General features: G+C 60.5%; 11 protein-coding genes. 8 read left to right on the top strand and 3 right to left on the bottom strand.

Annotated features, from left to right (window positions below; all coding sequences use genetic code 11):
- Positions 1 to 24: 24 nt before the first annotated feature.
- Positions 25 to 468: an Lrp/AsnC family transcriptional regulator gene (locus PYR65_RS03535; RefSeq protein WP_060639102.1), complete on the bottom strand. Its 444-nt coding sequence runs from the start codon at positions 466 to 468 to the stop codon at positions 25 to 27.
- A 138-nt stretch (positions 469 to 606) separates the two neighbouring features.
- Here PYR65_RS03535 and rocF point away from each other — a divergent pair, with 138 nt between their 5' ends.
- The 5 genes from rocF (at position 607) to PYR65_RS03510 (ending at position 6,024) form a co-directional block, all read left to right on the top strand.
- Positions 607 to 1,542: an arginase gene (gene rocF, locus PYR65_RS03530; RefSeq protein WP_060639067.1), complete on the top strand. Its 936-nt coding sequence runs from the start codon at positions 607 to 609 to the stop codon at positions 1,540 to 1,542.
- A 24-nt stretch (positions 1,543 to 1,566) separates the two neighbouring features.
- Positions 1,567 to 2,772: an ornithine--oxo-acid transaminase gene (gene rocD, locus PYR65_RS03525; RefSeq protein ID WP_276119918.1), complete on the top strand. Its 1,206-nt coding sequence runs from the start codon at positions 1,567 to 1,569 to the stop codon at positions 2,770 to 2,772.
- Between the two features lie 358 nt (positions 2,773 to 3,130).
- On the top strand, positions 3,131 to 4,921 hold the full coding sequence (locus PYR65_RS03520) for a methyl-accepting chemotaxis protein (RefSeq protein ID WP_276119917.1): 1,791 nt from the start codon (positions 3,131 to 3,133) through the stop codon (positions 4,919 to 4,921).
- Positions 4,921 to 5,400 carry a chemotaxis protein CheW gene (locus tag PYR65_RS03515; RefSeq protein ID WP_060639064.1) on the top strand — a complete coding sequence of 160 codons (480 nt, stop codon included), beginning with the start codon at positions 4,921 to 4,923 and terminating at the stop codon, positions 5,398 to 5,400. Before PYR65_RS03520 ends, PYR65_RS03515 begins: the two co-directional genes overlap by 1 nt.
- Positions 5,401 to 5,613: 213 nt before the next feature.
- Positions 5,614 to 6,024 (top strand): hypothetical protein, encoded by a 411-nt coding sequence (locus tag PYR65_RS03510; protein WP_276119916.1) that lies wholly within the window; start codon positions 5,614 to 5,616, stop codon positions 6,022 to 6,024.
- Between the two features lie 85 nt (positions 6,025 to 6,109).
- Here PYR65_RS03510 and PYR65_RS03505 read toward each other — a convergent pair whose 3' ends face one another.
- Together PYR65_RS03505 and mprF are read right to left on the bottom strand one after the other, a co-directional pair.
- Positions 6,110 to 7,489 carry a virulence factor family protein gene (locus PYR65_RS03505; RefSeq protein WP_276119915.1) on the bottom strand — a complete coding sequence of 460 codons (1,380 nt, stop codon included), beginning with the start codon at positions 7,487 to 7,489 and terminating at the stop codon, positions 6,110 to 6,112.
- Positions 7,486 to 10,086: a bifunctional lysylphosphatidylglycerol flippase/synthetase MprF gene (gene mprF / locus PYR65_RS03500; RefSeq protein WP_276119914.1), complete on the bottom strand. Its 2,601-nt coding sequence runs from the start codon at positions 10,084 to 10,086 to the stop codon at positions 7,486 to 7,488. Before mprF ends, PYR65_RS03505 begins: the two co-directional genes overlap by 4 nt.
- A 219-nt stretch (positions 10,087 to 10,305) precedes the next feature.
- Here mprF and PYR65_RS03495 point away from each other — a divergent pair, with 219 nt between their 5' ends.
- The 3 genes from PYR65_RS03495 to PYR65_RS03485 all read left to right on the top strand — a co-directional run bounded on the left by PYR65_RS03495 (position 10,306) and on the right by PYR65_RS03485 (position 12,745).
- Positions 10,306 to 11,112, top strand: coding sequence for an ion channel (locus tag PYR65_RS03495; protein WP_082546794.1), 807 nt, complete (start codon positions 10,306 to 10,308; stop codon positions 11,110 to 11,112).
- Positions 11,113 to 11,210: 98 nt separating this feature from the next.
- A complete protein-coding gene (locus PYR65_RS03490; RefSeq protein ID WP_060639060.1) occupies positions 11,211 to 11,609 on the top strand; it encodes a heme-copper oxidase family protein in 399 nt (132 codons plus the stop codon).
- 257 nt (positions 11,610 to 11,866) lie between these two features.
- Positions 11,867 to 12,745, top strand: a complete 879-nt coding sequence (locus tag PYR65_RS03485) for a DUF6030 family protein (RefSeq protein ID WP_276119913.1) — start codon at positions 11,867 to 11,869, stop codon at positions 12,743 to 12,745.
- Positions 12,746 to 12,755 lie beyond the last annotated feature (10 nt).

Here is a 12,755-nt window from a genome sequence, read left to right as displayed (position 1 = left end):
CAAAGCCGCTCGATACCATACTGATTAAACCGCTGCTGAAATCTTGCTGGTCTTCAGGAGAATGTTCGTTTCCGTGAGGTTGATCCCGTCGATCAGCCGGATGAGGCGCAATGTCTCGTCGAATGTCGCAAGATCCTTGTCCTCCAGCTCCGCAATGAAATCCCACCGGCCATTGGTCGAGTGAAGCGCCCGCACCTGCGGCAGGCCGCGCAGCTGCATGGCGACACGGTCGGCCATCTTGCCGTGGATTTCGATCATGACGATAGCGCGCACGCCGCTGCCGGAAAGCTCCGCCCCGGTCCGGATGGTGAATGCGGCAATGGTGCCGGACGCCACCAGACGGTCGATGCGGGCAGCGACCGTCGCGCGTGATGCGCCGGTGGTCGCGGCAAGGGCGGAAACAGGCGTGCGGGCATTGTGACGCAGCGCACTGATCAGGGAATGATCGAGATCATCGAGACTTATCATTCTGTCCACTCGCGCTTCTCATACTGTCAATTATAGCTGCCTATTTGCCAGTTTTCCATCTATTTGCCAACGAACAAACCCGTATAATCCGCGCACAAACCGGGCAAACCGGCATCACGCGAACTTGCGGGGAAGATCATGGCTGAATCCAACAAGAACATTGTGCTCATCGGCGCACCACTGGAAGAAGGCTCCGGCCGCCGCGGCGCGGCCATGGGTCCGGCGGCCCTGCGCATTGCCGGTCTCGACACCATCCTGGCCGGCCTTGGCCACAACGTGACCGACGAAGGCGACCTGAGGCCGCTTCCTGCCCGCGATCTACCCAATCATCCGAAAGCCAACAATCTGCAGATCGTCGCGGCCATCACCCGCGCGCTCGATGAATCGGTGCATCAGGCTGCCCGCGCCGGCAAATTCCCGGTAATCCTCGGCGGCGATCATGCCCTGTCGATGGGCTCGGTCTCCGGCATGGCGCGCTATGCCAAGGAGCAGGGCCGTCCGCTCTTCGTCCTCTGGCTCGATGCCCATGCCGATTTCAACTCGCCCGCAACATCGCCGTCCGGCAACATGCACGGCATGCCGGTGGCTTTCTTCTGCGGCCAGGCCGAATTCACGCCGATCCTCGACAAGGACCGGCCGATGGTCGATCCGAAGAACGTGTTCCAGGTCGGTATCCGCTCGGTCGATGACCGCGAACGCGAGGAAATCGCCGCGCATGGCGTCAATGTCTATGACATGCGCGCCATCGACGAGACCGGCATGGCCCATATCATGCATGAGATCATCGCCACGATCAAAGCCGCCAATGGCCTGCTGCATGTCAGCCTCGACGTCGATTTTCTCGATCCCGAACTGGCACCCGGGGTCGGCACAACGGTTCCCGGCGGCGCGACTTTTCGCGAAGCGCATCTGATCATGGAAATGCTCTGCGACAGCGGCCTCGTCTCCTCGCTGGATCTGGTCGAGCTCAACCCCTTCCTCGACGATCGCGGCAAGAGCGCCCGCATCCTCGTCGAACTGACAGCCAGCCTGTTCGGCCGCCGCATCCTTGATCGCCCGACCCGTAGCGCCTGACCCAAACAAACGACCGGAGGAACCATGAACACGACCAACGCACTGATCGAAACCGAATACCGGCTGGGCGCACATAACTACAAACCGATCGACGTCGTCCTGTCGCGCGGCGAAGGCGTTTATGTCTGGGACCTCGACGGCAATCGTTACCTCGACTGCCTGTCGGCCTATTCCGCCGTCAACCAGGGCCATTGCCACCCGAAGATCCTTGCCGCGATGGTCGAGCAGGCAGGCAAGCTGACGCTGACGTCACGCGCCTTCCGCAACGACCAGCTCGCGCATTTCTACGAGGAACTGGCAGCCCTGACCGGTAGCCACAAGATCCTGCCGATGAATTCCGGTGCCGAAGCCGTCGAAACCGCCGTCAAGGCGGTGCGTAAATGGGGTTACGAGGTCAAGGGCGTTGCAGAGAACAAGGCCGAGATCATTGTCTGCTCCAACAATTTCCATGGCCGCACCATGGGCATTGTCGGCTTCTCGACCGATCCGGACGCCCGCTCCGGCTTCGGCCCGTTCGCGCCCGGCTTCAAGACCGTTCCGTTCGGCGATATCGAAGCCTTCCGCTCTGCTATCAATGAAAACACCGTGGCCTTCCTGATCGAGCCGATCCAGGGCGAAGCCGGCGTGATGATCCCGCCGCAGGGCTATTTCCCGGAAGTGCGCGCACTCTGCTCCAAGCATGGCATTACGCTGATCCTCGACGAGATCCAGACCGGCCTTGGCCGCACCGGTAAGCTGCTTGCCGAAGAACACGAGGGCATCGAAGCCGACGTAACCCTGATCGGCAAGGCGCTCTCGGGCGGCTTCTATCCGGTCTCGGCTGTGCTCTCCAATTCCGAGGTTCTGGGTGTCCTGAAGCCCGGCCAGCATGGCTCGACCTTCGGCGGCAATCCGCTGGCTTGCGCCATTGCCCGCGCCTCGCTGAAAGCACTGACAGACGAAGACATGATCGGCAACTCCGCCCGCATGGGGGATCGTTTCCAGGCGGGCCTCAAGGATATCCGCTCCAACATCATCAAGGAGGTGCGCGGCCGTGGCCTGATGCTCGCCGTCGAACTGGTTCCCGAAGCCGGCGGCGCCCGCAAATATTGCGAAGCGCTGAAAGAACGCGGCATCCTTGCCAAGGACACCCATGGCGACACGATCCGCATCGCTCCGCCGCTGGTCATCACGGCCGATCAGGTGGATTGGGCTGTCGAACAATTCGCCGGTGTTCTCACCGCACAGTGATTGGCGGCGCAAAGCCTCAAAATGCGGCTTTCTGCACCCTTTGAATGTGCCCGATTTTCACTCCATACCCGGCGTTGAGCCGGGTATTTTTAATTGTCATATTTTTGCCGATCCTGATCGGGAAACGCCAAATCTTAAATATCTGTTCAAGTTTTAACCCCTAGATATTGCTACGCGACCGGTCAGGACCGGGCATGACGCTTTCGCGCAACGCCGGTAACCCGGCATGACCTGACGGGACCTCACACGATGAGGGTACCGTTCCAGACGTGCGCATTTCCAAGCAACGCAACTTCGCCCCGATCGAGCGGCGCGCATCCGCGCGCCTTGCTTCGCCGTGCCATAAGGACCGACAGCCATGAGCAGTTTCCCATCGCCTTTCGGCCGCGATGCCAAGGCAATCCTGTCTGCGATGCAGCGATCGCAGGCCATCATTGAGTTCGATCTGCAGGGAAAGATTCTGACAGCCAACGAGAACTTCTGCAAAACCCTGGGATACGGCCTCTCCGAGATTATCGGCCAGCACCACCGCATCTTTGTCGATCCGGCCGATGCGGTTAGCCCCGAGTACAGCCAGTTCTGGCAGCGGCTTGCCCGTGGCGAGTTCGATCGCCGCCAATATAAGCGCATCGGAAAAGGTGGCCGGGAAATCTGGATCGAGGCATCCTACAATCCCGTCTTCCGGGGAGGAAAACCCTACAAGATCATCAAGTTTGCAACCGACGTCACCGAAGCAAAACTGAAAAACGCCGAGGATGCCGGCAAGATCGATGCGATCTCGCGCGCCCAGGCCGTCATCGAATTCACCCCGAACGGCGATATCCTGAGCGCGAACGAGAATTTTCTGGCCACGCTCGGCTACAAACTCTCGGACATCCAGGGCAAGCATCACAGCATGTTCTGCGAGCCCACCTATAGCCGCAGTGACGCATACAGGGACTTCTGGGCCAAGCTGCGCACCGGCGAGTTCATTGCCGACGAATTCAAGCGGATCGGTCAGGGCGGCAGGCAGGTCTGGATCCAGGCAAGCTACAATCCAATCTTCGGCCTGAATGGATCGGTCGTGAAAGTGGTCAAGTTCGCCACCGACGTGACCGGCCGCGTCAACAACAGCCAAGAACTGGCAGGCGCGCTGAAGGATCTGGCCGAGGGCAATCTCGATCAGCATCTCGACCGGCAATTCATCCCGGCGCTCGAAAACCTGCGTATCAGCTTCAACGAGTCCATCGACAAGCTGAAACAGGCCATGCGCGCCGTTGGCACCAATGCGCAGGCGATCACTGCCGGATCGAGCGAGATCCACAATGCGGCCGTGGATCTTTCAAAGCGTACCGAACAGCAGGCAGCATCGATCGAGGAAACTGCCGCAGCCCTCGAACAGATCACCACGACGGTGGCAGACAGCAGCCGCCGCGCCGAAGAGGCAGGCACGCTGGTGGCACAGACCAAGCTCGGCGCCGAGCGCTCCAGCGCTGTGGTGCAAAATGCCGTCGAGGCGATGGGCAGGATCGAAAACTCCTCGCGCGAGATTTCCAGCATTATCGGCGTCATCGACGAGATCGCCTTCCAGACCAACCTGCTTGCGCTGAATGCCGGCGTCGAGGCGGCCCGCGCCGGCGATGCCGGCAAGGGCTTTGCGGTGGTGGCGCAGGAAGTGCGCGAACTTGCCCAGCGCTCGGCAAAAGCAGCCAAGGAGATCAAGAGCCTGATCACCACCTCCAGCGATCAGGTGAAAACCGGCGTCTCCCTCGTCGGCCAGGCCGGCAAGGCGCTGGAGGAAATCCTGGCGCAGGTGCATCAGATCAATACCAATGTGACCGCGATTGTCGAAGGTGCGAAAGAACAGGCGACCGGTTTGAAAGAAATTAACCTGGCTGTGAATACAATGGACCAAGGTACACAGCAGAATGCAGCAATGGTCGAGCAATCCACGGCTGCCAGCCATGCCTTGGCAAAGGAAGCGGACAGTCTTTTCAGTCTGCTCAGCCAGTTCAAGGTCGGCGAGGCATCGCAGGGTCGCTTGGCGACAGCGCGGCAGGACGCAAAACCGGTCGCTTCCCCGGCCCGAACCATGGCCAACCGGGTAGCGAAGGCCTTTAGTTCAAACATGGCAGTTGCCGCCAATCGGGATAGCTGGGAAGAATTTTGATGAACACTACGATCTCTACAGGTACCTTTGGTCACGAAACACTCGAGATCATCGCCTTCCGTCTTCACGATCAGGAATTCTGCGTGAAGACCACGACGATCCGCGAAATCCGCGGCTGGGCGCCCTCCACCCCGATCCCGCATTCGCCGGCCGACGTTCTCGGCGTCATGAACCTGCGCGGCACCGTCATTCCGATCATCGACCTTGCCCATAAGCTCGGCATGAAGAGCACGGTTGCCAACGAGCGCAGCGCCATCGTCGTTGCCGAGGTCCACAACATGGTTATCGGCCTCGTCGTCGACCGCGTCTCCGACATCCTGACCGTTCGCGGTGACCAGGTGCAGCCGGTTCCGGAAATCACCACATCCTTCGACAAGAGCTATGCGGAAGGCATCATCGCCAACGAAACCGGCATGATCTGCTTCCTGAACCTTGCCCGCATGTTCAAGGATCGCGAGTTGGACGACGTCGCAGCCTGATCGCTGCCGCTCCATTCTCATCCATCAAAGAGCGGCTCCGGCCGCTCTTTTTGCATTCAGGCGACTGTCTTTGCGAGCCGTCTTGCTGGCCAAAATCAGGGCCGGATCTGCAAGGCAGGCACCTTGCCGTGGTGCAGAATGCAGGTCTGCGCGCGGAACAAAACCTCCCCAGACGTTGTTATCAGCGGTAACGTATTCACGGAGGCAATTGTTATGGAAGTCATCGGCACACAGGTCCATCCGCAACCGTCATCCGGCCTCATGACCGTCGAATTCGTCGGCGAAGGCGGCGACGTGATTTCAGTTCAGATGCAGCAGACGGAATCCGATGGCCTCAACCGGCTCAATGCCATCGCACGCGCCAAACAGATGATGCTGCAGGTGGCGAGCTTCGAGCAATCCGAGGAGGGCGAGGCAGATGCCGGCGCCAACGACGATTCTTCAACGGAATCACCCGCCGTGATTTCCCTGCGCAGCGCGCGGGCTGCCAGTGATACGGGGACGCTGGAAGAACAACTGGATGAAGGCCTGGAATCATCCTTCCCCGCCAGCGACCCGGTTTCGGTCACCTCCAGCTCGATCCCCAGCGGCCGCGCTGACACCGAGGAAGCCAAGAAGCAATAGCGTCGACAGCAGACGACAGTTTTTAATAGAGCGCTGGGCCAACTGCGAAGTTGGTCCAGCGCTTTTTTGTGTCTTTGACTATACCTCAAGGTTTGGCGCCCGCAGCAATCCTGCGATCGAAGCCATCCAGGATGCGCTTCACCAGCGCCGGATAGTCCTCATCGAAATGATGGCCGCCCTCGATGCCGATGACTTCGACGCCGGTATCCTTCAAGGTCGGGCATACATCGTCTTCTTCGTCCGTGCCATAGATGCACTGCACGAGCGCCGGCTTCATCTTGGTGATGTCATCCGCCGGATCGCCTGCCCCATCGGCGGCAGACGCACCCAGCCAGCCAAGCACCGAAATCTTGTAGTCCACCTGATGCGATACGGCGAGTAGCGACACCTGCGCCACGCGGTCGCGATCGGCCTGCGGCAGGAGATTGTAGGTCCTCGGCAGAATATCGGCGCCGAAGGAATAGCCGATCAGCAGGATGTGCTTGACGTTCCAGCGCTTGCTATAGAGCGCGATGATGCGGTGCAGGTCATCGGCGGTTTCCTGCGGTTGGCGTTCCGACCAGAAGTAACGCAGCGAATCGATGCCGACCACCGGCATGCCCTGCTTTTGCAGGACATCGCCGACTTCCTTGTCGATATCGCGCCAGCCGCCGTCGCCGGAATAAACGATCGCCATCGTATCGCGCGTCGGCTTGGCCTCAAGCACGGTCAAGGGCAGGCCGAGCGGATTGTCCTCACCTGCAGATGCAGTCACCAGCGCCGACAACGCATCGGAAAAGGCCGTCCACATGTCGTCATCCGTTTCGGTGATCTCGATATCGCTATGCTTGGCGGTCAGTTCCGCCACATGGGCGCGGCCATCGGCCGGTGCGTCCTTTGTGAACAGCACGGTGACCGGATCGGGAAGCGGCCCGTCGGTCAGGCCATAGAGCATGTGATCGCCCAGCTTTTTCTTCTCGGCAGGCGTACAGAGTTGCTTGCTCAGCGCGATCCCGGCCTCCGGATCGATCGCCAGCGTCTGCCCGATCGTCGCCGCCGGGGTCTGCGCGGCAATGGCAAGGGCCAACGCACCGCCCGCCCCCGCACCGGCAACGATCGGCAGCCGGTAGTCATTGTTTTTGGCCGCCCGCTGAACCTGCTGGCTCAGCGCCTCGATATCGGAGACCATGTAGATGCAGTCGCCATCATCCTTTGAGAGCGACGCCAGATAGCTTGGCAGATCGATACCGATGACCAGCGCCCCGCCATCCGTGAGGCTCTTGGCAAGCGTGTCTTCCTTGTCCGACCAGCCGGCCTTGTCGGAAATCAGGACGACGGCGGCAGCGACGTCGCCGGACGGCATGAGGATATGCGGCGAGGGGATCATGCCGGTATCGAAGGCGGCCGGATCTTGCGACCGCGCCGGGACTGCGGCAAGCAACAGACTGGCTGCAAAGGCGGCCTGGCAAAATGTCTTCAAGATCATTTCTTCACAATTCCCTTTACGCCGCCGCCAATCAGGAATGTTGCATCCATCAGTGCCAGAACGGGATTGATACCACCACCCGCCGCCATGTAGCGCGGCTGCCAGTGCGGATGGAATTTCGACTTGAAGGCCTTCAGGCCCTTGAAGTTATAAAAGCGTTCGCCGTGTTCGAAAACCGTACGGCCCACCTTGTCCCACACCGGCGACGACCGCCGTCCCGAAAGTCCGGCGAGCGGCGCCATGCCCAGATTGAACCGCTTGAACCCCTTGTCGCGCAGATATTCCATCAGCGATACGAACAGAAAATCCATCGAGCCCTTTGGTGCATCCGGCAGGAAGCGCATCAGGTCGATCGTCCCTTCCTCGCAGACATCGGTCACGAGAATGTTGGCAAAGGCGACGATCTTGCCGTTCAGCCTGAGAATTCCAACCGGCTGGGCGGCAATATAGCTGGCATTGAATGCTCCCAGCGAAAACCCCTTTTCCTTGGCACGGTGATGCTCAAGCCAGGCGTCGGAGACCGCAACCAGATCGCCCATGATGGCCGGGATGCCATCCGGCTCGACCACAGCGAATTCCAGCCCATCGCGCTGCGCCCGGCTGACGGTCTGGCGAAGGGTGGCCCATTTGCCGCCCTTGAGCTCGAACGTCGTCAGATCGGCCGTGGCAAGCTCGCCCAGGCGAAACGCCCGCAGCCCCGCATCCGCGTAATAGGACAGTCCGGCGGGAGACACCTGGTAAAAGACCGGGCGGCAGCCGCAGGACCGTGCCTCCTCGATGAACTGCCAGATCAGGTCCGGCCAGGCATCGCGCGGGCCGACCGGATCAAACAGCGCAATCCAGGACCGGGCCTGGCGGCCATACATGATGAAGGCGCGGCCATCGGTTGAAAACATCAGGCTCTTGTCGCCCATCCGCACGAGATTGGCGTCCGACATGTCCTGCGCCCTCGCGATGGCGATCGCCCTGTCGATATCGGCCATGGACGACGCTTCTCGCGGACCCTTGGCCGGCCGCAGCAGGCTCCAGAGTGCGGCCGCACCCGAAAAGATCGTCAAGCCGAGCACCGCACGCAGGCCACGCGGCGCTTCCTCCGACAGTTCGAACTGCCACCAGAGCGTATTGCTGTATTCGACGTCGCGATAGACGAACAACAGCACGATCACGGCGAAGGCGCAGAGCGCCAGCATCGCCGTCAGCCAAGGCAGCGTCAGCCGTTCGTTCGACAGGTTTGCCGGCCGGTCGAACAGGCGGTGCGTGGCCAGCAGGCTGACGATCAAGAAGGCCAGAAGGCTGGCCTCGATCAGCGCGACCGCCTTGAGGAGCGAAAACAGCAGGGCAATGACGGCAACCACAAGTGCCGCCCACCAGGCGCTGTCCAGCCGCCGCGCAAGTCCGCGCGCGACAATGACGAGAACGAGGCCAAGCAGGCTTGCCAGGAAATGCGTGCCTTCGATGATCGGCAACGGCACGTAATCCGACAGGAAGGCCAGGTTGCCGTCCGGCGTCGGCGTGACGCTGGAAAACACCAGCATGGCGGCCAGGATCAGCGCCAGCGTGGCAAGCAGCAACGGCGTCAGCCGCCCCGCAACCCGGCGAAGGCTGGAAGCCATCGGCTTGCGGTAGAGGCTGCGCAATTCGGCACCGATGACGAAGATGACGGCGAGAAGCAGCGGCAGGACATGGTAGATCAGGCGGTAAAGGACGAGCGCACCCAGAACCGTATCGACATCGACGGCCTGGCCAAGCGCTGCAACGATGACGGTCTCGAACACGCCAAGGCCGGCCGGCACATGGCTGAGTACGCCAAGCCCGACAGCCACCGCATAGATGGCCAGAAAGGCCGGCCAGCCGATGACGTTATCGGGCAACAGCACGTAAAGGACGGAGGCCGAGGCGGCGAGATCGAAGACGGTGACGAGAAACTGGCGGGACGCCGTGCGCGAATCGGGAACCCGCAGCGAAAATTGCCCCAGTTGCAGGGTGCGATTGTCCCGTCCCGCCACCATCAGCGCGGCAAGAACGGCGAGGATCAAAATCGCGATGGCGCGCAGCGCAGATGAACTCATGCCGACCAGCGGCGCCACTTCCGGAGCGATCATCAACAGGCTGAGTGCTGCGACGCTTGCCAGCCCCAGCCCGAAGGCAAGCGTGACAAAGGCGATGATGCCGCCGATTTCCTCAGGCTTCAACCCCAGCCGCGAATAGGCGCGGTAACGGATGGCGCCGCCGCTGAGCGGCCCGAAACCCGCAGTATTCCCGACGGCATAGGCCGCCGCCGCCGTCAGCGCCACATCCGCATAGGGCAATTTCTTCTTCAGATAGATCAACGCCCCGACATCGTAGAAGGTCAGCGCGAAGAAGCTCAAGCCGGTGAAACCGATCGCCAGCGCAATGGCCGTGGCGCTGGTCTTGTCCAGCGCCGACATCACGTCTTCGTAGCGGACTTCACTTGTCAGGTGGAAGATCGCGTAGCCCGCAAGGGCAAGGATGAGGATCGTGGCAATCGCCGTCAGCAGCCGGCCCTGAAGCCACACCCGCTGAACAAGGACCTGAGCGCCGCCGGGCTCATCGTTTCTATCGGCTGGATCGGACATGGAGCACCTGGTGGGGCATTGCAGACTGTGATTTCTCCAACGATATACATCCTGCAACAGCTAAATAAAGTGAACTTAATGTAATCTTCGTCTGCCGGATTCCAGCCGTTCCTGCGACGGTCAAAACGCCCGCGAATTCGAAGGCCATTGCGGCGAACAATGCCTGCGTCCCGCATGCGCAGCATTGACCGCTCCGGCGCACCAGCCTATCTCAATTTCATGACGAAGCACGCAAAGATTGATGAACCCGAACAACCGGTTTTGCAGGGTGTACGCGCCTGGCTGCGCATGCTCTATCTGGGCACCAGTCTGCGGGCCATCCGGTTCCAGATCACCATGGCGATCATCGATCTCGCCATTATCATCTTCTTCCTCGTCGGCCCCTATTTCGCCGCCGGCAGCACCTTTCTCATCATCGACTATGCCATCGCCGCCCTGATCGCCTTCGAGCTTGGCGCCCGGGCGCTGATCGCCTCGAGCTTCCGGCGCTGGCTGACCCGGCCGATGACCTGGGTGGATATTGCCATCCTTGCAACCCTGCTTTTTCCCGCGCAGTTTTCCAACTTCGCCTTCCTGCGCGCCCTGCGCATCTGGTCGCTGGGCCAGAGCAAGGTGTTCACGCTGCTGATCAAACGGGCAGGGTACGGCGAATGGGAAGAAGTGGTCCGCGCCTGCATCAACTTCGTCACCTTCCTGTTCCTCGTCACCGGTTTTGTCTACACCGCGTTCTTCTATCATCAGGCGGCGGGCATCGAGGGCTTCGTCGATGCGCTCTATTTTACCGTCGCCACCATCACGACAACCGGCTTCGGCGACATCACCCTGCCCGGAACGCTTGGCAAGCTGACCTCGATCATCACGATGATTTTCGGCATTTCGCTGTTCGTGCGGCTGGCGCAGGCGATCGTGCGGCCGCACAAGGTCGTCTTCCCCTGCCCGCAATGCGGGCTTCAGCGCCACGACGCCGACGCGGTGCATTGCAAGGCCTGCGGCCATGTCCTCAACATTCCCGACGAGGGAAGTTGACGAACCCGTCGCGGTTTTGAAATGGCGAAATTTGGCTTCTCGCGCAGAGCTGGAGGGAATGCTAATATTCCACGGGTTACACTTCGGGGGAAGACACAATGCCACGCATCGCAACGCTCTATTTCCGCACGGCCATCATTTTCCTGATCATCGGCATCGCTATGGGCCTGAACATGGCCATCTCGCAGGATCACAGCGCCATCGGCGCCCATGCCCATGCCAATCTGCTCGGCTGGGTGACCATGGCGATCTTTGGCGGATATCACGCGCTGAACCCTGCCAAGGCCCTACGGCGGATCGCGATGATCCAATATCTGGTCTATACCGCTGGGGTCGCCCTGATGGTGCCGGCACTCTACCTCATGCTGACCGGATACCCGGAGATGGAGCCCGTTGTCGCCATCGCATCGCTGATCACGTTCGCCGGCGTCCTGCTGTTTGCGGTGATCATCTTCGGCGGCGAAACATCGGCCAGCCGGGCAACCGCTCTGCAGTAAAAAGCAGAACTGAAGTCACGATGCCTGCGCAGGTTACCGGTGGCCATACCGGGATGAATCCGCATGAAGTCGGCTTTTTCCTGCGACAAACTCCCGAGCGTCACGCGATGGTGAGGCCTCCGTCATTTTTATACCTTGATATGTCTGTTTTTTCTCGACAATACCTATCGCCAGGGTAGCGGGAAGCGCCGGATGGCTAGGGCATGCGGATCGATGATGTCTAGGACTGGTGAAACCTGCGCGTTTCAGGTCTCGCCATGAACGTGCCGCGAAAAAACCGGTCCGGAAAAATTTTCTTCCTGGCTGCGGTCGGGCTGGTCTTTGCCGGCATTCTGGCGACGGTCCTGCTTGCCAACAATCACCGCAATCTCGATCTGCTGCTGACCTATCTCGGCTATCCCGGCCTGATCATCAAGCCCGCCCCGCCGCCACAAAAAGTGACGATCAAGCACAGCCGCGGCATACGGCTGCCGCCGGCGCGCATGGTCCTGCCGGTCTACGCCTTTGCCAATCTGAAGACCGCAGAGCAGCGCTTCATCCGCCTGATCCAGAGCGATCCAGGCACCCTGTGCGAGCAGTTGCGAGACGGCGGTTTTGGCCAACTGGAGTGGACGAGCAGCCGCGCCAACAATGAAAATTGGGAATGCTCCTCGTCGATAGACCTTCCGGCGGAAGGCGCCGCTCAAACCGTGCAATCGTCACTTTTCATCCTGATCAAGGGCGACGGGGAAAACCGCGTCACCTCCTTTCGCGTCAAACTGAATATCGAAAACACAGCCGACACGGCTAAAGTCGCCGATCTCGCCGGGAAAGCCGCCAACATCTTCCTGCATCAGGTTCGCTGGGGAAACCCGGAAGAGATCATTGCCAAAATCCAGGCGCTAGAACCCTTCGATGTCAGCAATTTCGGCAGCCGCATCCAGCTCAAACGGGAATTCGGCGAAATCCCGCGCTACAATTTCCTTGCCAATCAGATCAGCAAGCCGAACCGCAACGTGCCGGGAGACCTGTTCTTCGACCGGAGCAAATGGTTTCCGCTCACCGGTACGGATGGCCTGCCGATGATAGACGGCATGATGGCCGGCGAAAGCAAAGGCGGCCTTCCCCTGACAGAACCGGGCACTCCGGCACCTTAAAACCGGCAAT

Source organism: Pararhizobium qamdonense, assembly GCF_029277445.1.
GTDB classification, from domain to species: domain Bacteria; phylum Pseudomonadota; class Alphaproteobacteria; order Rhizobiales; family Rhizobiaceae; genus Pararhizobium; species Pararhizobium qamdonense.
Note: the sequence above shows the minus strand (reverse complement) of the source record. Positions and strands in the feature narration are given on the sequence as shown.

Coding starts and splice junctions, on each gene's coding strand:
- PYR65_RS03535 (WP_060639102.1), bottom strand. CDS start 468: ATGATAAGTCTCGATGATCTCGATCATTCCCTGATCAGTGCGCTGCGT.
- rocF (WP_060639067.1), top strand. CDS start 607: ATGGCTGAATCCAACAAGAACATTGTGCTCATCGGCGCACCACTGGAA.
- rocD (WP_276119918.1), top strand. CDS start 1,567: ATGAACACGACCAACGCACTGATCGAAACCGAATACCGGCTGGGCGCA.
- PYR65_RS03520 (WP_276119917.1), top strand. CDS start 3,131: ATGAGCAGTTTCCCATCGCCTTTCGGCCGCGATGCCAAGGCAATCCTG.
- PYR65_RS03515 (WP_060639064.1), top strand. CDS start 4,921: ATGAACACTACGATCTCTACAGGTACCTTTGGTCACGAAACACTCGAG.
- PYR65_RS03510 (WP_276119916.1), top strand. CDS start 5,614: ATGGAAGTCATCGGCACACAGGTCCATCCGCAACCGTCATCCGGCCTC.
- PYR65_RS03505 (WP_276119915.1), bottom strand. CDS start 7,489: ATGATCTTGAAGACATTTTGCCAGGCCGCCTTTGCAGCCAGTCTGTTG.
- mprF (WP_276119914.1), bottom strand. CDS start 10,086: ATGTCCGATCCAGCCGATAGAAACGATGAGCCCGGCGGCGCTCAGGTC.
- PYR65_RS03495 (WP_082546794.1), top strand. CDS start 10,306: ATGACGAAGCACGCAAAGATTGATGAACCCGAACAACCGGTTTTGCAG.
- PYR65_RS03490 (WP_060639060.1), top strand. CDS start 11,211: ATGCCACGCATCGCAACGCTCTATTTCCGCACGGCCATCATTTTCCTG.
- PYR65_RS03485 (WP_276119913.1), top strand. CDS start 11,867: ATGAACGTGCCGCGAAAAAACCGGTCCGGAAAAATTTTCTTCCTGGCT.